The organism is Microbulbifer sp. S227A, from assembly GCF_049800935.1.
Window position 1 is genome coordinate 211,784 of record NZ_JBNAFZ010000005.1, and the last position, 18,740, is coordinate 230,523.

Sequence of the window (18,740 nt, forward strand, 5' to 3'; positions counted from 1 at the left end):
CCATGACCAGACTTATGAAACCGTCCCGCAGAACGTTTCTGGCCGGTGCAACGGCGCTTGGCACGGCCGCTTTGGCCAGCCCGTCGATCCTGCGCGCACAGGGTCGGCGCGGCTGGGACCGGCCGATCATCGCCGGGTTGAACGGGCGCGAGGGTGATCCCACCGACATTTCGATCCGGCGCATCCCCGAGATCCTCGCCGAGCAGTTCGACATCGATATTGTCATCGAGATCTACCCCTCGTCGCAGCTGGCCAGCGATATCGGCCAGCTTGAGGGCGTGCAGAACGGGCTGTTCGATATCGCGTCGAACTCGACCGCGTCATTCGCCGGGTTCACCGATGCGTTTCATTACATGGACCTGCCGTTCCTTTACCCGACCTGGGACGAGGCGCTGAGATCCGTCACCTCGGACCTGATGATGGAGCGCTATGCCAAGGCCGAGGCGGACATGCCGCTCAAGATGCTGCCCATCGTTGGCGGCGGCGGCTATCGCCTGCTCAGCAACCGCCTGCACCAGGCCAAGACCCCTGCCGACATGCAAAATGTCAAGATGCGCTCGTCCTTTGGCGGGGCGGTGATCGACATGAACACGCTGTCGTCCTGGGGGGCGGTGCCCACGCCCCTGCCCTGGGGCGAGAGTTATTCGGGGATCCAGCAGGGGGTCATCGACGGCATGTTCGTTCAGCCGATCTGGACCTCGATTGCCGGTTTTGCCGAGATCCTGCCCCATGGCACGCGGGTGCCGTCCAACTGGGTCGGGCAATTGCAGGTGATGAATGCCGCGACCTGGGCCGAGATGCCCCATGACATCAAGGACCCGTTCATGCAGGCCGCGCAGATTGCCGCCGACGAGGGCAGCGCGCTGGATCGCAAGGTCGAGCAGCAATTCATCGACAAGCTCGGGCAGGACGGGATGGCGATCTATGAGCCCACAGCGGACGAAATCGCGGAGTGGCGCGCACCCGCCCTGGCCACATGGGCCGAATCCGGGATCGATCCCGATCTGATCGCCCGGATCAACGGCTAGCCCGGCCCATGGCCGTCCTCGCCCGATTGATGCGATTCGCCGAAAGGGCCGTTCTGGCCCTTTCGATCCTCGCGCTGCTTGTCATCATCTGCGCGATGTCCGCTCAGGTGATCTGGCGCTACCTGCTGAACGCGCCGCTGCGCTGGTCCGAGACGCTGGCGGTCTTCGGGCTGGTCTGGCTGGTTTTCCTGGGGGCGGCCGAGCTGATGGCGCGGGATCAACAGGTTTCGATCAGCACCGTGGTCGATCTGCTGCCGCCGCGGTTGCGTGCGGTCCTGGCGATCGGGACGCGGCTGGCGACGCTGATCTTTGTCGGCGTGTTTCTCTATATCGGGCTGGGATGGCTGAACCGCTCGACGCACCAGTTCAACCACGTGCTGGGCCTGTCGACGATCTGGGCCAAGATGGCCCTGCCCCTTGGCGGCGGCTTCATGGTCCTGTTCACGCTGCGCCACCTCGTTGCCGATATCCGGCGGCTGCGGGATCACCCGGCCACACGCGGCGGGGAATAGGCCATTGGATACCGTCAGCCTCTACCTGTTCCTGCCGTTCCTGCTGCTGTTGCTGATGAACGCGTCGGTTGCCATTGCCCTTGGCCTGTCTTCGGCGATCTTCCTGCTGTTCTCGGGCACCCGCCTGCCGCCACTGCTCATCGTGTCGGAAATGTATGACTCGGTGGCGAAATTCGCGCTGCTGGCGCTGCCGATGTTCGTCTTGACCGGCGAACTGCTGAACCGGTTCGAACTGACCGGGCGGCTGATCGCGATGGCGCGGATCATAGTGGGCTGGATGCGTGGCGGGCTGGCCCATGTCAATGTCACCGCCAGCATGTTGTTCGCCGGAATTTCCGGGTCGATCTTTGGCGATCTTGCCTCGGTTGGCTCGATCATGATCCCGTCGATGATCCGCGAACGCTATCCCCCCGGATTCGCGGCGGCGATTACCGCCGCAAGCGCCCTGATCGGCGCGATCATCCCTCCCTCGACCGTGATGATCATCATCGGGGCACATCTGGGCATCTCGATCGGCGGCCTGTTTGCGGCGGGTATCGTGCCGGGGCTGCTGATCGGGGCGGCGCTGATGGCGGTGGCCTATGTCGCCAGCCTGCGCCACGGCTATGGCGAAATCTATCACCCTTCCGGCGCGGGCGAGATCGGCAAGGCGCTGCTGAGCGCGCTGCCGGTGCTGTCGATCCCGGTGTTCCTGATCTGTGGTATCGTGATGGGCGCGTTCACCCCGACCGAGGCCGGTGCGGCGGTGGCGGTCTATGCCATGCTGCTGGGTCTGGTCTATCGCAAGCTGACCATCCGGGTGCTTGGCGCGGCGCTGGCGGAAACGGTGCGGATCTCGGCCTCGGCGCTGTTCATCGTGGCGACGGCGTTCATCTTTTCGCGCATCCTCACCTTTCAGCGGGTGCCGCAGGAATTGCTGTCTTTCCTGCTCACGATCTCGGAAAACCCGGTGATCCTTATCCTGATAATGACCGCGCTGCTGTTGCTGGTGGGGGCGTTCATGGATGCGCTGGCCAACATGATCATACTTGGCCCGCTGCTGATGCCGGTGATGGTGGACGGGCTGGGCATGCATCCGTTCCAGTTCGGCATCTGGCTGATGATCGGGCTGTTGCTGGGCCTGTTGACGCCGCCCCTGGGCCTCTGCCTGTTCATGGTGGCGCCTATCGCCAATACCCGGCTGATGACGGTGGCGCGCGCGGTGGTGCCGTTTCTTGCGGCCGAGATCGTGGTGCTGCTGTGCATCGCCTATGTTCCAGCGCTGACGCTGTTTCTGCCCCGATTGACCGGATTGATCCAATGACGCTTGACCCCCTGTTCCAACCCTATGCGCTGACCTCGCGCCTGACACTTGCCAACCGGATCGTGCTCGCCCCCTGCACGCGCAACCGGGCCACCCGCGACCTGTCGCCGACTCCGGGCGCGGTGGCTCACTACGCGGATCGCGCACAGGCGGGGTTGCTGATCACCGAAGCGGTGCTGATCCTGCCGGGGATACAGGGGTATCTCGATACGCCGGGCCTCTTCCTCGATAGCCACGAGCGCGCATGGGCGCGGGTTGCGGATGGGGTGCATGCCCGGGGCGGGCGGATTTTCCTGCAACTCTGGCACCCCGGGCGCATGACGCATTCCCATTTCGCCAAGGCGACCCCCCGGTCGGCCTCTGATGTTCTGGACCCGGCCCGGCGGCGGCAGGCGGGCGGGGTCGAGCTCTATAACGAGAAGCCCGAACCGCTGAGCGCGGATGAAATCGCCGGGGTGATCGCGGCCTATGCGGATTGTGCCCGCCGCGCCCTGCGTGCGGGGTTTGACGGGGTCGAGATCCACGGCGCCAATGGATACCTGCCGGAACAGTTCTGGCGGGCCCACACCAACCGGCGCAACGACGCATGGGGCGGAACCCCGGCCAAGCGGGCGCGCTTTGCCATCGAGGTCGTCGCAGCCTGTGCCGATGCGGTCGGGGCCGAGCGGGTTGGCCTGCGCCTGTCGCCGGCGGCTTATTTCTCCGAGATGCGCCACAGCGATACCGACAACGAGGCGCTGGTGGATATCCTGACGGCCCTTCGCGGCCAGGGGCTTGCCTATGTACATACCGGTGTCGTCGAGGATGGCCACATCGGCTATCTCTCGGGCACGTCGACCGAGTTCCTGCGCCGCCATTGGGCTGGCACGCTGATTGGCAACGGTGGCTATTCGCCTGAATTCGCCGCCTCGGGCGTGGCGTCCGGGGCGTTCGAGCTCGCCGCATTCGGCAAGGCGTTTCTGGCAAATGCCGACCTGGTCGAGCGCCTGCAAACGGGAACCGCCCTGCGCCCCTATTCCCGCGCGGTTCTGGACGGATTCGCCTGAGACCGGGCAGATTGTTACAGAAATGCGCGTCACGTCACCATGCCGCGAGAAGTCTGACATCTTGTGTTGTTGCCGGGGCCAAGCCCCTATCTGGCGGGCATCACGCAATGCAAAGGGCGCATCCCATGTCAGACACCCGCAGTTTTCCCACGCTCAGCGTCCAGACGCTTGGCCTCATGTTCATATCCGGTGCGCTGGCCACCATGGCCTTCGATCTCTGGGGTCAGCTGATCAGCCCCGCGCTCGGCTTTGCGACCCTGTCGCCACATGGGCTGGCGCGCAGCCTGCTGGGTACGTTCGGCCTCCCCAACGGGGATTTCGCCGGGTATTTCGTGCATTTCTACCTGGTGGGGCTGATCGGGTATCCGGTTGGCTGGCTGTTCATCTTCGCGCCACTCTGGCGGCGCGTGTTTGGCCGGGGGCGCTGGTTGCTGTCCGCGGCGGCCTATGGGTTCGGGCTCTGGGTCTTTGCCATCGGCGGGATCACCGCAATTGCCGGCCTGCCGTTTTTCCTGAACTTTTCCGGGATCACCTGGGTCGCGCTGGCGGGGCATGTTGTCTATGGCATCGTCATGGTCGCGGCAATGCGGATGATCTCGGGGAACCGGCGCTGACGGCACCGGAGGAGAACCGGGCGAGAGACGCGGTAACGCGCGCGTCTCTCGCGGTCATCAGCGAATGAACTGATCCACGTAATCCGCGCCAAGGCCCACGGCCTCGTAATGGGCGCGGCACATGTCGATCTTGGTGAACACGTCCTCATAGCCGGTCTGTTTGCCCCAGGGATCGACATAACACATCACGCCATTGACCTGGAACATGGTCATCATTTCCGCGACATCGTCGGGCACCACCAGCGTATGGGTCTCGCCCGGCGGCTCGTAGACATAGCCGCCCTCTTCGGCGACCCAGTCATGCTCAAGATACCGCCAGCGCCCCTTGAGCACATAGCCATGCACCGGTTGCGGATGCCGGTGCCGGCTCAGCACGCCGCCCTTGGTCACCTTGAGCACGTTCACCCAATAACCCTGCGACGCGTTCAGGCAGAGTGGGCGAAAGAACACGTTATCCGCCTGCGGCACCCAGACCCGCTCATCCCGCGGGATTGCGTCGGGCACCACGATATCGACGCCCGCCTCGTTGGGCATGTCCAGCTGATAGGGCATGCGCTGTTCATCATCATTCTGTGACATGTGGCCTCCTTGCTTCATATCTTGTGTTTCACGCGGCGGAATAGCCGCCATCCACCGGCAGGATCGCGCCGGTCACGAACCCCGCGGCGGCCGAGGCGAGAAACAGCGCCGGTCCCACCAGGTCCTCGGGCTGGCCCCACCGCTTCATCGGCGTGCGCCCCAGGATCACGCCCGAGCGTTCCGGATCGTCGCCCAGGGCCTGTGTCAGCGGCGTGGCGATCCATCCCGGCGCCAGAGCATTGACGCGGATGCCATCGCCAGCCCATGCCATCGCCAGCGACCGGGTCAGTTGACCGATGCCCCCCTTGGAGGCGGCATAGCCCGGTGACACTGCGGACCCGAACCAGGTCAGCATCGAGGCGGTGTTGATCACGCATCCGGATGCGGATTTCAGCGCCGGATGCGCCGCCGCGCAACAGCGTTGCGAGCCGTTGAGGTTGATGTCGATCACATCGGCGAACCCCTCGGCGGTGAACTCGGCCCCGCCCCGCCGGATCACCCCGGCACAATTGACCAGCACATCCAGCCGCGAAACCGGCGCAAGGAAATCGCGCACCGCATCGGTGTCGCGCACGTCCAGAACCGCCTGTGTCATGGCGCCCGGCAGGTCATCGGCCAAGGCATGGCCAGTCACGGTTACCGCGTCGCCCGCGTCAAGAAACCCTTGCGCGATAGCGCGGCCAATGCCGCTGGTGCCGCCGATGACGATCACATTGCGTGTCATGTTGCTGTGGTTCCTTGTCTGGTTGTCTTGAAATGGCGGCGAATGGCAAAGATCAGCATCAGCCCCCAGATCGCGAATGTGATGAGCCCCAGCGTTCCGGCAATCGGACGGGTGAAGAATTCCAGCAGGTCGCCCTCGGCCTTGATCACCGATTTCATGAAATTCTCTTCGATCAGCGGCCCCAGGATCAGCGCGAGGATCATCGGCGCAAGCGGAAATTCGTTTTCCTCGAGCACAAAGGCCACAAGCCCCAGGACCAGCAGGACCCAGACATCAAACAGCGTGTTGTTCGCCGCAAAGGCCCCGATCACGCAGAACAGCAGGATGATCGGAAACAGGATCTTCTGACGCACCGACAGCAGGTATCGCGACACGGTGATCGCCCCGAGCCCCAGCGGCAGCATCAGCAGGTTGACCATGATGAACACCGCGAAAATCGCGTTCACGAGTCCGGTATCCATGACAAAGACCATCGGCCCCGGCGTGATCCCCTTCATCAGCAGGACGCCGATCAGGATGGCGGTGATGGTGTCGCCGGGGATGCCGAACACCAGGCTGGGCACATAGGCTCCGGACAGGGCGGCGTTGTTGGCGCTGGAGGCGCTGACAATGCCTTCGGGATGGCCGGTGCCGAATTTTTCGGGCTCGCGCGAGAATTTCTTGGCCAGCGCAAAGGCGATCCACGAGGCGATGTCGGCCCCGGCTCCGGGCAGGGCGCCGATGGCGCTGCCCATCAGGGATGACCGCGCCGCGCCGCCCTTGTATTTCCACACCGTCCCCACCACCCCGGAAACGGCGGCCCGCAACCGCAGGGGCGGTGTCGGGGGCAGATCGGCGGGGGCCGCCGCCTTGCGCAGGATCTCGGTGATGGCGAACATGCCGATCAGCACGGGGATGATCGACACGCCGCCGATCAGCTCGGTATCGCCAAAGGTAAAGCGGCGCACCCCCATCACCACGTCGATGCCGATGGTCGACAGCATCAGCCCGGCACAGAGCGACAGAACCCCCTTGATGCGCGGCCCGTTGCTGACCAGAATCGCGCAGGACAGGCCCAGAAGTGCGAGAAAGAAATACTCGTAGCTGGAAAATCCCAGCGAAAACCGCGCAATCTGCGGCGCGGCGATGATCAGGATGGCAACACCGACCAGCCCGCCGATGGTCGAACATAACAGGTTGACGCCCAGGGCCAGCTCGACCTGGCCATTCTGGCGCATCCGGTATGCCTCGTCCGTATAGGCGGCAGAGGCCGGGGTGCCGGGAATGCGCAACAGCGCGCCGGGGATGTCACCGGCAAAGATCGCCGTGGTGGTGGCCGCCACGATCGCGCCAATCGCCGGGATCGGATCGAGAAAAAAGGTCAGCGGCACCAGCAGCGCGGTGCCCATTGTCGCGGTCAGGCCGGGGATCGAGCCGATCAGCAGCCCATAGGTCGCCGCCCCCAGGATGATCAGGAAAACACCGGGTTGCAGCGCCTGGGCAAATCCGGCCAGCAGGGAAGCGTCCATCAGTAGATCACCTCGGTCAACAGGCCGAGCGGCAGCGGCACCAGCAGCGCCTTGGCAAACAGCAGCCAGATCGCGCCCGTGCTCAGCAGCGCAATCGGCACCGCGTGGAACACCCGCACCTGCATGACGCAGAGCAGCCCGGTCAGCAGCACCGGCACCAGCAACGGAAAGCCCACCGGCTTGCTGAGAAAGATGTAGAGCAAGACAAATCCGATCATCGCCGCCATGCGCCCCATCGCGCCCGGCGTGCGGATCCAGCCGGCCAGCACGAGCACCGGAGCCCGGGTCATGATCCCGTTCACGATCAGGCCGCCACCCCCAAGCAGCATGACGATGGCGATAATGCCCGGGAATGTGCCGGGCCCATAGGGTTGGTTGGGAAGGGTCGGAAAGGTCCGCACCTGGTACAGCACCAGCAGAGCGATCAGAACAAACACCGTTCCAAGGATGGCATCATTCAGCTTCAACTGCGGACCTCCCCCGGGGTTACTGGTTCAGGCCAAGTTTGCCGATGACGTCGGCATTGCTGGCGGTGGCGTCGGCCATGAAAGCTTCGAACTCGGCGGCGGGCAGCCAGCTCACGCCAAAGCCGCGATTGGCCATGAAATCCTGGAAGGCGTCGCTTTCATAGACCTTGGCGAGCGCCGTCCCCAATGTCGCGGTCAGATCGTCCGGCAGGCCCGCCGGTCCGACCACGCCGCGCCAGGTGCCGCCCACCGACGCGGTGCCGACGGCCTCCTGGGCGGTGGGCACGTCCGGATAGGCGTCAAGGCGGTCGGCCGAGAGCACCGCCAGCGTCTTGACCAGCCCCGCATCCCGCATCGATGACGCCTCGGGCAGCGAGGACGGCACGATTGCCACGCCATCCGCAACCAGTTCCTGGAACCCGGGCGCGGCCCCCTGGCTGGGCACGACGGTAACGGCGGTCGGGTCGATGCCGTTCTGGTTCAGGAAACCGGCAAAGGCCAGGTGATAGGCCGCACCGACCGGAAAGCCCGACGCCTTGAACTTGCCCGGATTGGCCGCGATGTCCGCCAGCGCCGCCTTGGCGTCGGTCCAGGCGCTGTCGGCGCGCACGTTGAAGGCCGAGGCGTCGAAATTCACCAGCCCGATCGCCGTCATGTCGGTGGCGGAAATATCCGAGGTGCCAATGGCGGCATAGGTGGTGATCTCGGCGGTGGCCAGACCCAGCGTATAGCCATCGGGGTCGGCCTCGATCATCGCGGTATGGCCGACGATTCCGCCGGCACCGGTGCGGTTCACCACGTTGACCGGGGTGCCCAGTTCGTCGCTCAGACCTTCGGCGATCATCCGGCCCACGGCATCGGTGCCACCCCCCGCCGACCACGGCACGATCAGCGTGATCGGGCGCTCGGGGAACTCTGCCAGAGCGGGGCCGGCAAGCGCCGCAAGCGCGGCGATGACAGGAAGCAATGCGGTCTTTTTCATGGTTGGGTCTCCTCGTTATTCATATCGCTGGGTGTGTGCGTGTCCGGTTCCAATGGCGCGTCAAACAGCCGCCGGGTGTCGTCGTGGCTGCGTTCGAGCAACCGCAGGCTCGCGGCATAGGCGTCCTGCGGGTTGCGCGCGGCGATGGCCTCCATCACCAGCCGGTGGTTTTCCAGGTTGCCGGCATAGTTGTTGGGCACTTCAAAGAGCCGCTGGAAATTCAGCCGCATCGCGTGGATGATCGAATGGGCCACGGATCTGAGAAACCGGTTATGGGTCGCATCCGCCACGGCGACGTGAAACGCCAGGTCGGCCTCAAGGCTGCCGGGATGATCGACCAGGGCGGCCATGGTTTCATAGCTGGCCCGGATCGCCGCGATTTCGTCGTCGCTGGCCAGCCGCGCCGCTTCGCGGGCGGCGGCGGGTTCAATGGCCAATCGCATCCGCACCAGTTCTTCCATGAAATTCGGGTCTTCGCGAAACTGCGATGCCGACCAGGCAAGCACGTCGCGATCCAGGATGTTCCAGACCTCGCGGGGCCGCACGACCGTGCCGCGCCGGGGGGCGATCTCGATCAGGTTCTTGGCCGCCAGCAGGCGCATCGCTTCGCGTACCGTGTTGCGCGAAGCCCCGTGCTGCTGGGCCAGTTCGGCTTCGAGCGGCAGCTTTGCGCCCTCGGAATAGGCGCCGTTGACGATGGCGCTGCCGATGCGTTCGGCTACCTGTTCAGAGCCGGATTTCCAACGGGTGTCATCTGGAATTGCCACAGCCCCTCCTCCAAAGCCTGCGTTTCAACCATATTGGTAGGATGAATATGACGCAATTTGCCCACGCGTCAACATGGCGCAGTGAGGGCTGGGGAGATTGACGCGCAGAACCGGCGCATCCGTGCCGTTGCGGCGGAGGAATATTAAGGATAATCAGATTGATAAATGGTTAACATGACCTAAAGATTTAACAGCATGTCCCGTGCGCCAGGTCAATTTCATGCTGCCTCATGCGGGATTCTCATGGCACGTATTCGCTCAATACACGCAAGGAGTCACCGCTTGTCACCGGTATATCTGGCGAATCGTGCCCGCCGCGCGCGCTCAGTTCAGGACCGGGATCGCGCGTAACCTATCCTTGGCGAAATCGATGAAGCTGCGCACTTTTTCCGGCGCGCGACGGGCTTCGGCATGCACCAGATGGATGGGCAGCGGCTCGGGTTCGAATGGCTCCAGCACCGTCTGCAAGCTGCCGTCCAGCAAGTCGGGGCCGACCTGATAGGACAGCACCCGCGTCAGCCCCCAGCCCTGTCGCGCCACGGCAATCGACGCGGCCACGCTGCTTAGCCGCAGGCGGGGTTTCAGCCGGATCACCGTTGCGAGATCCGCACCAAACCGCCACTCGGTTGCCGGGCTGACCGGGGCGGCGGCAACCACCTGATGATGGGCCAGATCCGCCGGTGTCCGGGGCGTGCCATGCCGCGCGAAATAGTCCGGCGCGCCACAGATGATGCGGCGCACGCTGCCCACCCGCACCGCGATCAGCCCCGAAGACGGCAACGGACCGATGCGCACGGCCACATCGAACCCCTCTTCGACCATGTTCACCACCCGATCCACCATCACCACATCCGCCGAGACATCCGGATATGTGTTCAGGAACTCGGTCAGGATCGGGGTCACGTAGATGCGCCCAAACTCGTTTGAACAGGTCAGGCGCAATTCGCCAACCGGGTTGGTCGCCGCCCCGGCGGCTGTGTCATCCGCCGCCTGAAGCTGGGCCAGGACGTGACGCGCATCTTCGAGATAGGCCCGCCCCACATCGGTCAGACGCACCCGCCTTGTGGTGCGGGTGAACAGCCGCGCGCCCAGCCGTTCCTCGAGCGCGTTGACCCCGCGTGTCACCGATGGCGCGCTCAGCCCGATACGCCGCGCGCCGCCGACAAAGCTCTCGGCCTCGGCCACGGCGATAAAGACTTCAAGGCTCTGCAAACGGTCCATTGGGCGGCTCATTACCATCATTAGGTGAAATAGTATCCTTTGCATTAGCTATATTAATATAATCAACGAGGCAAATTATGTTCCGGGTCATGGCCAATACAAGGATTGGCACGGCACGATTTCGGGTCATCTCACCGGCCCCAACCCCGATCAGCAACGCAGAAGGACCTGCCCCATGACCACCCCGATCAAGCTCTACCGCAATCCCAAATCCGGCCATTGTCATCGGGTTGAATTGATGCTGGCCCTGCTGCGGCTGCCCTATGAAACCATCGATCTCGACATGGCCAATGGCGCGCACAAGGCCCCGGACTTCCTGGCGATCAGCCCGTTCGGCCTGGTGCCTGCGATCGACGATGGCGGCTATACGCTGGCTGACAGCAATGCGATCCTGGTCTACCTGGTCCAGACCTATGCAGCGGGATCGCATTGGTTGCCCGCCGCCCCGAGGGATGCCGCCGAGGTTCAGCGCTGGCTGACCGTGGCCGCCGACAATATCTATTCCGGCCCCTGTGCCGCGCGTCTGGTCAAGGTGTTTGGCGTTCCGCTGGATCATCCGGCGTCGGTGCAAAAGGCGCATGACCTGTTCAAGGTGATGGATGCCCATCTTCAGGGTCGCGACTGGCTGGCGACCGAGGCCATGACCATCGCGGATGTGGCCGGGTACAGCTATATCGCCCATGCCCCCGAGGGCGGTGTCGATCTTGGGCCATATCCGGGCATCCGCGCCTGGCTGTCGCGGATCGAGGCGCAGCCGGGTTTTGTCGGCATGGCGACCTCTCCGATTCCCGAACTGGCCTGACCACATCGCGCCGGGGCCTGACCCCGGCCGTATCCTGACACAAGAGGAGACCGGCATGACCTCCGCAAATCCATTCCATTCCGGCGAGCGCGCGGCACAGAGGCGTGCGGGCGTGGGCGATGTCTCGCAATGGGCGGGCGGATTCGTGCGCGATTACCTGCCCGAACAGCACCGCGCCTTTCACACCTCCCTGCCCTTTCTGGTGGTGGCCGGGGGGGATGAGGCGGGGCAAACCTGGGTCACGCTGGTACAGGGAGAAGACGGCTTTATCCGGTCCCCGGACCCGCGCCGCCTGACGATGCAGACCGCGCTGCCCGCCAGCGATCCGATGGCCGGGCGGTTTGCCAGCGGCGGCGATATCGGCGTGGTGGGGATCGAGCTGGCCACCCGCCGCCGCAACCGGTTCAGCGGGCATATCACGCCAACGGAAGATGGCTATGCCATCGACATGCACCAGACCTTTGGCAATTGCCCGCAATATATCCACGAACGTGCCCTGCGCCGTGTGGCCCATCCGGGCGGTGGGCGTGCGATCCGGTCCGACCGGCTGAGCGAGGGCCAGTCCGCCCGCATCCGTGCCGCCGATACGTTGTTCATCGGGTCCGGCCAATATGCCGATGGTGCCGGCCCCGCCAATGGCTATGACGCCTCGCATCGCGGTGGCGCGCCGGGTTTTGTTCACGTGGTGGGCGACCGGCATCTGCGGATACCGGATTACGCCGGGAACAACTTCTTCAACACCATCGGCAATATCATGTCCGATCCGCGCGTGGGGCTGTTGTTTGTCGACTTCGAGACTGGCGGCCTGCTGCATATCAGCGGGCGGGCGACGGTCGAATGGTCGCCGCGTGACTCGCATGATCCCGACGCCTGGCGCATGATCGACGTTCAGATCGAGCGCGTCATCGAGCGCCCCGGTGCAACCGCGCTGCGCTGGTCGCGGCAGGATCAGGGCCTGCGCAAGCTGCGGCTGGCCCGGCGCGTCGCAGAGACCGAAGGCGTCACGTCGTTCTACCTGTCGCCAGCCGACGGGCGGCCGCTCGATCCCTTCCACGCCGGCCAGCACCTGCCAGTCACGGTGCAGATTCCCGGTCAGGCCGGGCAATCCACGCGCAGCTACTCCCTGTCCGGCGCGCCCGATCAGGCAGGGCAGTACCGGCTTAGCGTCAAACGCGAGGAACATGGGCTGGTGTCGCGCTACCTGCATGACAACCTGCGCGTCGGACAGATGATCGAGGCACGGGACCCGTCCGGCGAATTCGTGATCCCCGAGGGGGGCGGCCCGGTGGTGCTGGCAAGCGCCGGTGTCGGGCTGACCCCGATGGTGGCAATGCTGCATGAATTGGCCAGGGGGCAGCGGCCCGCATGGTTTGTACATGGCGCCCGCAACGGGCGGGGCCATGCCCTGCGCGACGAGGTGAGCGAACTGGTCGGACACCATGCCCATCTGCGCCAGCGGCTGTTCTATAGCCGCCCCGAGGCGGGCGATCTGACAGGGCGGGGGGATGTCGTATCCGGGCGCATGACGGCGCGCGACCTCGTGCGATTGCAGCCCGAGGCGGAAACGCGCTACATGCTGTGTGGACCCGGTCGCTTTCTGGCAGAGTTGCGCGACGGGTTGGAGACGCTCGGGGTACAGCCCGATCATATCCATTTTGAAACCTTTGGTCCGGCCGGTTGACCGGTCGTGCCCCCAGAACAGGACTGTCACGATGGCAGATAGGCAACTGACCCTGACCCGGCTCAACCGGTTCCCGATCAAGGGGCTGAGCGCCGAACCGCTTGCGTCGGTCACGCTTGGTACGGGCCAGGGCATCCCCGGCGACCGGCTCTTTGGCTTTGCCCGGTACAATTCCGGTTTCGATCCGCAAAACCCGCAACCCTTGCCCAAGGATCGCTTTGTGGTGCTGTTGAACCAGGCGGCGCTGGCCGGGTTGAAGACCCGGTTCGACCCGCAGGGCGGGGTTCTGGAAATCGGTACTGGCCAGGCACGGCAATTTGACATGGGCACCGCCGACGGGCGCGTCGCCGCCGCGCGGTATCTGCATGACACGCTCGCGCTGAGCGACCCCGAACCGCCGGTATTCGTGTCATCGGCCCCGCATCGCTTTACCGATGTATCGGTGGTCTCGCCACAGATGATGAACGCGATTTCGGTGCTGAACCTCGCCTCGGTGCGCGCCCTGGGTGAGCGGTTGGAGGCCGAGATCGATCCCGCCCGGTTCCGCGCCAACCTGGAAATAGACGGATTGCCGCCCTTTGCAGAGCTGGACGCGGTCGGAGCAACGCTGCATCTGGGCGATGTGAGCCTGCGCATCCTGTCGCGCACCAAGCGCTGTGCCGCAACCGAGGTGAACCCCAAAACGGCGGAGCGTGACCTGAAACTGCCCTACCTGCTGCGCAAGGAGCTGGGGCATATGGATATGGGCATCTATGCCGAGGTGGTCGCCGGTGGCACGCTTGCGCCGGGCCAGGCCGGCCACCTCTCGGTGTGAAACACAACGGGGGGCAGGCCATGAAAACCGTCTTGGTCGCGGGTGCGACCGGCTATCTGGGCCGGTATCTCTGTGCGGAATATCAGGCGCGAGGCTGGACAGTTGTGGCGTTGGTCCGCGATGCGGGGCGCGCCGGGGAACTGGCCGCGGACAGGATGGTCGAGGCACAGGCGACCCGGCCCGAAACCCTAGCCGGGGCCATGTCGGGGGCCGATCTCGTTGTCTCGGCCCTTGGCATCACCCGCCAGCGGGACGGGCTCAGCTATCGGGATGTGGATTACCAGGCCAATCTGAACCTCTTGACCCGGGCGATACAGGACCGCGTGCCGCAATTTGCCTATATTCACGTGCTGAACGCCGACCGTATGGCCGGGGTGCCGCTGGTTGCCGCCAAATCCGCATTTGTGCGCGCCTTGCAGGAAGCGCCGATCCGATCCACGGTCATTGCGCCATCGGGATATTTCTCGGACATGACTGACTTCCTGTCGATGGCGCGCGGTGGCCGGGTCTGGCTGTTTGGGCGGGGCGAGGCGCGGTTGAACCCGATCCACGGGGCCGATCTTGCCAAGGCGACGGCCGATGCGGTTGATGGCGGCGTGGCATGGCTGGATGCCGGGGGGCCGGACGTGTTCACCCAGAACGAACTTGCGCGGCTGTGTTTTGACACCGTGGGCAAGCCCGCGCGCATCACCCGCCTGCCTGACATGCTGCGCCGCGCGGCCATTCGCATCCTGCCCCGCGTCGCGCCCGCCCGAATTGCCGGACCCGCGCAGTTCTTTCTGACGGCGATGGGGCTGGAGATGGTGGGCCAGCGGTTTGGCACGCATCATCTGGCCGATCACTTCCGGCGGCTGCACGCCGATGGCTGAGCCAGCCCGCGATCATGGCCCCGGCGGCGTGTCGGCCGAAAACAGGCTGGCGCGCAGCAGGACCCGGCGCACATCGATCAGATGCGCCTGCATCCGTGCCCGGCAGAGTTCGGCATCGCGCGCGGCGAGCGCGTCCAGGATCATCTTGTGATGGTTGAGTGCGGTGTCATCCGGATCGCCGAACAGCCCGGTCAACGCGCCCATACGCTCGAATATCGGCGAGAACATCTGTGACCAGAGGTTGTCGACGATACTGACCAGAGGATTGATCCGGGTCGCCTCGGCCAGCCCGATGTGAAACGCCCGGTCCGCCTCGCGATGGGTCTCGCGTCCATGGGCCTTGGCCATCGCCTCGATGCTGGCCTCGAGCGCCATCAGGCGGTTGGCATCGATCGATACGGCGGCCCGCGCGGCGATTTCGCTCTCGATCAGCTCGCGCGCATCCAGCAGTTCCAACGGGCTTGGCCCCAGGTCGCCCTCGGCCCGGGTATCGGCCTGGGTCACATAGATGCCCGACCCGGTGCGGATCGTCACCTGGCCGGCGATTTCCAGCGCGATCATCGCCTCGCGCAGGGTCGAACGCGCCACGTTCAGGCGCGCGGCCAATTCCCGTTCCGGCGGCAGGCGGGTTCCGGGTGCCAGGGATTCCTCGACGATCATCCGCGCCACCCGGTCCGCCACCTGGCGGTACAGGCGCATGCCCGGCCCGGTTTCCTCTCGTCCCATTGCCGCCCTCCTGTCGCGGGTGTTCTGCCTTGCTAACAGAACGCGCGGCAGGGGAAAAGCCGGTCCGGACAAATTGGTCTTGCCAAATGGAATTGGATGGACCATCAATCGTAATCGGACGGACCAAATTGGCGAAGTTTCGATGTCATGTAAAGAATCGGCATGGCAAATATACGAAAACCCGCCCTTGGCCCCCCGTAACTGGTCGGACCTATTTGTCGGGTCGAGGAGGATGGGCAAACCGGCGTGACCGGCATGACCGCCCAAGGGAGGACGAAGAATGAACAGAAAGATCCAACTGGGTCTCGCGGCGATCGTGCTGGCGGGAACGGCCCATGCGCAAGAGCTGCGCGGCTGGAACACCCATGTGCCGGATTACCCGGTGTCGATCGCGCTCGACCGGTTTGTCGAGCTGGTGGAAGAGCGCACCGAGGGCCGGGTGCAGATGCAGAACTATCACGGCGCGACCCTTGGCGAGGGCGAGTTCGCCACAGAGCAGCTGCAATTCGGGGCGCTGGATTACGGCGTCTTTTCCACGGCGCCCATGGTCAATACCGTCAAGGAGCTGGGCGTGACGTCCCTGCCCTATGTGTTCAAGGATCCCGAGCATCAGTACCGCGTGATGGAAGGCCCGATCGGTGCCGATATCGCCGCCGCCATGGCCGAGGCCAACATGGTGCCGCTGTCGTGGTTCGCCTCGGGATCGCGCAGCTTCTACGCCAACGCGCCGCTCAATTCGGTCGAGGACATTGCCGGCAAGAAATTCCGCGTGCAGAACAGCGACATCAACGTCGCCATGGTCGAGGCGCTCGGGGCCAATGCAACACCGCTGCCATTTGGAGAGGTCTATACCTCGATCCAGTCCGGCGTGGTGGACGGGGCCGAGAACAACTGGCCCAGCTATGAATCGACCGGCCATTTCGAGGTCGCGCCCTACTACATCATCGACAATCACACCATCGTTCCCGAGGGCATCATCTTTGCCAAATCCACGTGGGACAGGATTTCCGAAGGCGATCAGGCGATCATCCGCGAGGCCGCGCAGGAAGCCGCGCTGTATCAACGCGAGCTCTGGGCCGAGCGGGAAGCCAAGTCGCGCGAAATCGTCGAGGCCGGCGGTTCAACCATTGTCGAAGGCATCGACACCACCACCTTTGCCGACAAGATGGGGCCGGTCTACGAGCAATTCGCCAGCGATCCGGTTGTCGCGGACCTGTTGAAGCGGATTCAGGAAACCGACTGATCCGATCCCGGAGGGCCGCGAAACCGGCCCTCTCCTGTTCACATCCGGAAAGCCCCTCATGCGCTGGAAAGCACTCGATCATCTGGCACGGTTCGTCATCGCCTTCAGCTCGGTGGCGTTGGTCCTGCTGGTTGCCCTGACCGGGTGGCAGGTCTGGGGGCGTTACGTGTTGAACGACACGCCCACATGGACGGAAAAGGCGGCGCTGCTGTTGATCCTGATCGTTGCCCTGCCGATGGCGGCGATTGGCCTGCGCGAGAATTTCCACCTGGGGATCGGCTATGTGTCCGACCTGTTGTCGCACCGATCACGCCGCGCTCTGGGTATCGCCAATGCGCTGGTGCTGGGCGGGTTTGGTGTCGCCATGATGGTCGGTTCCTGGCCGCTTGTGGTGGGCACCTGGGGGCGCGACATCCCGCTCCTGGGCCTGCCGCAGGGGCTGCAATACGCGCCGCTGATCCTGACCGGGGCGTTGATCACCCTGTTCATGGCCGAACGGATCTGGTTCCTGGCCAGGGGCATCGACCCTGACGCGTCGCCGGGCGGCACCGGGGCGGGAGGACTCTGACATGGGGCTGACCTTGCTGCTCTTGGTGTTTGCCGTCTGCGTCGTCGCGGGCATTCCGATTGCCTTTGCCCTTGGCATCTCCGCACTGGCCGCCGCGATCTACCAGGGTATTCCCGAGCTGATCGTGTTTCAGCGCATGGTCGCGGGGATCAACGTGTTTTCGCTGCTGGCCATCCCGTTTTTCATTTTCGCGGGCGAAATCATGATGCGCGGGGGCATTGCCATCCGGCTGGTGCGCGCCGCCGAGTCGCTTGTCGGGCAGGTCAAGGGCGGGCTGGGCGTTGTCAACGTGCTGACCTCCATGCTGTTTGGCGGCATCTCGGGATCCGCCGTGGCCGATACCTCGGCGCTTGGGTCGGTGATGATCCCGATGATGCGCGAGCGTGGCTATGACGACGATTACACCGTCAATGTCACGGTGACGTCGTCCATCGCGGGAGTGCTGATCCCGCCCAGCCACAACATGATCCTCTATGCGCTGGCCGCGGGCGGCGGTATCTCGATCACGTCGCTGTTCATCGCCGGCGTGGTGCCCGGCATCCTGCTGTGCCTGTGCCTGTCGGTGGCCGCCTATGTCATCGCCGCGCGGCGCGGATACCCCACCGGGCGCTTTCCCGGCTGGCGGGCGGTGGTGTTTGCGATGGGGGCCGCCCTGCCCGGTTTCCTGACGGCGGTGATCATCATCGGCGGCGTGGTGTCGGGGGTGTTCACCGTGACCGAAAGCGCCGCCATCGGGGTGATCTATGCGCTGATGGTGACGGCGGTGTTCTATCGTTCGCTGACCTGGGAGAGCTTTCGCGACAGCGTGACCCAGGCCATCCGCACCACGGCCATGGTGATGATTCTTGTCGGCACCGCACAGGCGTTCAGCTATTTCATCACCCTGTACCAGGTGCCATCGGCGATCCTGGCCGGGATGCAGGCGCTGTCGGAAAACCGGATCGTCCTGTTGCTGCTCATCAACCTGTCCTTGCTGGTGCTGGGCATGTTCATGGATATGGGGGCGCTGATCCTGATCTGTACCCCGATCTTTCTGCCCGTGGCCAAGGCGCTCGGGGTCGATGCGACACAGTTCGGGATGATCCTGATGATGAATCTCGGCCTGGGGCTGACGACGCCGCCGGTCGGGCCGTGCCTGTTTGTCGGCTGCTCGATTGCCAAGGTGCGCATCGAGAGCGTTATCGGCACCATCTGGCCGTTCTACCTGGCGATATTCGTCGCCCTGATGCTGACCACCTTTGTACCGGCGATCAGTCTCGGACTGCCGCGCCTGTTGGGATACTGAC

Annotated in this window: 20 protein-coding genes; 12 read left to right on the forward strand and 8 right to left on the reverse strand. The window is 64.6% G+C overall.

The window, feature by feature from the left end; all coding sequences use genetic code 11:
* The first annotated feature begins 2 nt into the window (after positions 1–2).
* The 5 genes from ACP15R_RS14145 to ACP15R_RS14165 all read left to right on the forward strand — a co-directional run bounded on the left by ACP15R_RS14145 (position 3) and on the right by ACP15R_RS14165 (position 4,503).
* Positions 3–1,028: a TRAP transporter substrate-binding protein gene (locus ACP15R_RS14145; protein WP_424987074.1), complete on the forward strand. Its 1,026-nt coding sequence runs from the start codon at positions 3–5 to the stop codon at positions 1,026–1,028.
* Between the two features lie 8 nt (positions 1,029–1,036).
* The gene (locus tag ACP15R_RS14150) at positions 1,037–1,540 is read left to right on the forward strand and encodes a TRAP transporter small permease (protein WP_424987075.1); all 504 of its coding nucleotides are present in this window, start codon (positions 1,037–1,039) and stop codon (positions 1,538–1,540) included.
* A 4-nt stretch (positions 1,541–1,544) separates the two neighbouring features.
* Positions 1,545–2,843, forward strand: a complete 1,299-nt coding sequence (locus ACP15R_RS14155; RefSeq protein WP_424987076.1) for a TRAP transporter large permease — start codon at positions 1,545–1,547, stop codon at positions 2,841–2,843.
* Positions 2,840–3,889, forward strand: coding sequence for an alkene reductase (locus ACP15R_RS14160; RefSeq protein WP_424987077.1), 1,050 nt, complete (start codon positions 2,840–2,842; stop codon positions 3,887–3,889). Before ACP15R_RS14155 ends, ACP15R_RS14160 begins: the two co-directional genes overlap by 4 nt.
* A gap of 125 nt (positions 3,890–4,014) precedes the next feature.
* The gene (locus tag ACP15R_RS14165; protein WP_424987078.1) at positions 4,015–4,503 is read left to right on the forward strand and encodes a hypothetical protein; all 489 of its coding nucleotides are present in this window, start codon (positions 4,015–4,017) and stop codon (positions 4,501–4,503) included.
* Between the two features lie 57 nt (positions 4,504–4,560).
* Here the strand turns inward: ACP15R_RS14165 and ACP15R_RS14170 are convergent, their stop codons facing one another.
* The 7 genes from ACP15R_RS14170 to ACP15R_RS14200 form a co-directional block, all read right to left on the reverse strand.
* A complete protein-coding gene (locus ACP15R_RS14170) occupies positions 4,561–5,082 on the reverse strand; it encodes a 2,4'-dihydroxyacetophenone dioxygenase family protein (RefSeq protein WP_424987079.1) in 522 nt (173 codons plus the stop codon).
* A gap of 28 nt (positions 5,083–5,110) precedes the next feature.
* Positions 5,111–5,806 carry an SDR family NAD(P)-dependent oxidoreductase gene (locus ACP15R_RS14175; RefSeq protein WP_424987080.1) on the reverse strand — a complete coding sequence of 232 codons (696 nt, stop codon included), beginning with the start codon at positions 5,804–5,806 and terminating at the stop codon, positions 5,111–5,113.
* The gene (locus ACP15R_RS14180; RefSeq protein WP_424987081.1) at positions 5,803–7,314 is read right to left on the reverse strand and encodes a tripartite tricarboxylate transporter permease; all 1,512 of its coding nucleotides are present in this window, start codon (positions 7,312–7,314) and stop codon (positions 5,803–5,805) included. The genes ACP15R_RS14175 and ACP15R_RS14180 overlap by 4 nt, the downstream gene beginning before the upstream one ends.
* Positions 7,314–7,781 carry a tripartite tricarboxylate transporter TctB family protein gene (locus tag ACP15R_RS14185; protein ID WP_424987082.1) on the reverse strand — a complete coding sequence of 156 codons (468 nt, stop codon included), beginning with the start codon at positions 7,779–7,781 and terminating at the stop codon, positions 7,314–7,316. The genes ACP15R_RS14180 and ACP15R_RS14185 overlap by 1 nt, the downstream gene beginning before the upstream one ends.
* 19 nt (positions 7,782–7,800) lie before the next feature.
* Positions 7,801–8,763 (reverse strand): tripartite tricarboxylate transporter substrate binding protein, encoded by a 963-nt coding sequence (locus tag ACP15R_RS14190; RefSeq protein ID WP_424987083.1) that lies wholly within the window; start codon positions 8,761–8,763, stop codon positions 7,801–7,803.
* Positions 8,760–9,530, reverse strand: coding sequence for a FadR/GntR family transcriptional regulator (locus tag ACP15R_RS14195; protein ID WP_424987084.1), 771 nt, complete (start codon positions 9,528–9,530; stop codon positions 8,760–8,762). Before ACP15R_RS14195 ends, ACP15R_RS14190 begins: the two co-directional genes overlap by 4 nt.
* Before the next feature lie 324 nt (positions 9,531–9,854).
* Positions 9,855–10,751 carry a LysR family transcriptional regulator gene (locus tag ACP15R_RS14200; RefSeq protein WP_424987085.1) on the reverse strand — a complete coding sequence of 299 codons (897 nt, stop codon included), beginning with the start codon at positions 10,749–10,751 and terminating at the stop codon, positions 9,855–9,857.
* A 175-nt stretch (positions 10,752–10,926) separates the two neighbouring features.
* On the opposite strand from ACP15R_RS14200, the gene ACP15R_RS14205 reads away from it, so the two are divergent.
* Genes ACP15R_RS14205 through ACP15R_RS14220 form a run of 4 tightly spaced genes read left to right on the forward strand, consistent with a single transcriptional unit; the run spans position 10,927 to position 14,917 of the window.
* The gene (locus ACP15R_RS14205) at positions 10,927–11,553 is read left to right on the forward strand and encodes a glutathione S-transferase family protein (protein WP_424987086.1); all 627 of its coding nucleotides are present in this window, start codon (positions 10,927–10,929) and stop codon (positions 11,551–11,553) included.
* Between the two features lie 55 nt (positions 11,554–11,608).
* Positions 11,609–13,234: a pyridoxamine 5'-phosphate oxidase family protein gene (locus tag ACP15R_RS14210; protein ID WP_424987087.1), complete on the forward strand. Its 1,626-nt coding sequence runs from the start codon at positions 11,609–11,611 to the stop codon at positions 13,232–13,234.
* A gap of 31 nt (positions 13,235–13,265) precedes the next feature.
* Positions 13,266–14,048: an MOSC domain-containing protein gene (locus ACP15R_RS14215; RefSeq protein WP_424987088.1), complete on the forward strand. Its 783-nt coding sequence runs from the start codon at positions 13,266–13,268 to the stop codon at positions 14,046–14,048.
* Positions 14,049–14,068: 20 nt separating this feature from the next.
* Positions 14,069–14,917, forward strand: coding sequence for an SDR family oxidoreductase (locus ACP15R_RS14220; RefSeq protein WP_424987089.1), 849 nt, complete (start codon positions 14,069–14,071; stop codon positions 14,915–14,917).
* A 12-nt stretch (positions 14,918–14,929) separates the two neighbouring features.
* Here the strand turns inward: ACP15R_RS14220 and ACP15R_RS14225 are convergent, their stop codons facing one another.
* A complete protein-coding gene (locus tag ACP15R_RS14225) occupies positions 14,930–15,643 on the reverse strand; it encodes a FadR/GntR family transcriptional regulator (RefSeq protein ID WP_424987090.1) in 714 nt (237 codons plus the stop codon).
* A 280-nt stretch (positions 15,644–15,923) separates the two neighbouring features.
* Between ACP15R_RS14225 and ACP15R_RS14230 the strand changes: the two genes are divergently transcribed.
* Genes ACP15R_RS14230 through ACP15R_RS14240 form a run of 3 tightly spaced genes read left to right on the forward strand, consistent with a single transcriptional unit; the run spans position 15,924 to position 18,739 of the window.
* Positions 15,924–16,886, forward strand: a complete 963-nt coding sequence (locus ACP15R_RS14230) for a TRAP transporter substrate-binding protein (RefSeq protein ID WP_424987091.1) — start codon at positions 15,924–15,926, stop codon at positions 16,884–16,886.
* Positions 16,887–16,944: 58 nt separating this feature from the next.
* Positions 16,945–17,454: a TRAP transporter small permease gene (locus tag ACP15R_RS14235; RefSeq protein WP_424987092.1), complete on the forward strand. Its 510-nt coding sequence runs from the start codon at positions 16,945–16,947 to the stop codon at positions 17,452–17,454.
* A 1-nt stretch (position 17,455) separates the two neighbouring features.
* Positions 17,456–18,739 (forward strand): TRAP transporter large permease, encoded by a 1,284-nt coding sequence (locus tag ACP15R_RS14240; RefSeq protein ID WP_424987093.1) that lies wholly within the window; start codon positions 17,456–17,458, stop codon positions 18,737–18,739.
* The last annotated feature ends 1 nt before the right edge of the window (position 18,740 follow it).

Excerpts from the sequence above, each read along its gene's own strand:
- ACP15R_RS14180 (WP_424987081.1), bottom strand. The coding sequence starts at position 7,314 with ATGGACGCTTCCCTGCTGGCCGGATTTGCCCAGGCGCTGCAACCCGGT.
- ACP15R_RS14230 (WP_424987091.1), top strand. The coding sequence starts at position 15,924 with ATGAACAGAAAGATCCAACTGGGTCTCGCGGCGATCGTGCTGGCGGGA.
- ACP15R_RS14160 (WP_424987077.1), top strand. The coding sequence starts at position 2,840 with ATGACGCTTGACCCCCTGTTCCAACCCTATGCGCTGACCTCGCGCCTG.
- ACP15R_RS14240 (WP_424987093.1), top strand. The coding sequence starts at position 17,456 with ATGGGGCTGACCTTGCTGCTCTTGGTGTTTGCCGTCTGCGTCGTCGCG.
- ACP15R_RS14225 (WP_424987090.1), bottom strand. The coding sequence starts at position 15,643 with ATGGGACGAGAGGAAACCGGGCCGGGCATGCGCCTGTACCGCCAGGTG.
- ACP15R_RS14220 (WP_424987089.1), top strand. The coding sequence starts at position 14,069 with ATGAAAACCGTCTTGGTCGCGGGTGCGACCGGCTATCTGGGCCGGTAT.
- ACP15R_RS14150 (WP_424987075.1), top strand. The coding sequence starts at position 1,037 with ATGGCCGTCCTCGCCCGATTGATGCGATTCGCCGAAAGGGCCGTTCTG.
- ACP15R_RS14145 (WP_424987074.1), top strand. The coding sequence starts at position 3 with ATGACCAGACTTATGAAACCGTCCCGCAGAACGTTTCTGGCCGGTGCA.
- ACP15R_RS14215 (WP_424987088.1), top strand. The coding sequence starts at position 13,266 with ATGGCAGATAGGCAACTGACCCTGACCCGGCTCAACCGGTTCCCGATC.
- ACP15R_RS14210 (WP_424987087.1), top strand. The coding sequence starts at position 11,609 with ATGACCTCCGCAAATCCATTCCATTCCGGCGAGCGCGCGGCACAGAGG.
- ACP15R_RS14200 (WP_424987085.1), bottom strand. The coding sequence starts at position 10,751 with ATGGACCGTTTGCAGAGCCTTGAAGTCTTTATCGCCGTGGCCGAGGCC.
- ACP15R_RS14190 (WP_424987083.1), bottom strand. The coding sequence starts at position 8,763 with ATGAAAAAGACCGCATTGCTTCCTGTCATCGCCGCGCTTGCGGCGCTT.
- ACP15R_RS14170 (WP_424987079.1), bottom strand. The coding sequence starts at position 5,082 with ATGTCACAGAATGATGATGAACAGCGCATGCCCTATCAGCTGGACATG.
- ACP15R_RS14175 (WP_424987080.1), bottom strand. The coding sequence starts at position 5,806 with ATGACACGCAATGTGATCGTCATCGGCGGCACCAGCGGCATTGGCCGC.
- ACP15R_RS14235 (WP_424987092.1), top strand. The coding sequence starts at position 16,945 with ATGCGCTGGAAAGCACTCGATCATCTGGCACGGTTCGTCATCGCCTTC.
- ACP15R_RS14165 (WP_424987078.1), top strand. The coding sequence starts at position 4,015 with ATGTCAGACACCCGCAGTTTTCCCACGCTCAGCGTCCAGACGCTTGGC.
- ACP15R_RS14205 (WP_424987086.1), top strand. The coding sequence starts at position 10,927 with ATGACCACCCCGATCAAGCTCTACCGCAATCCCAAATCCGGCCATTGT.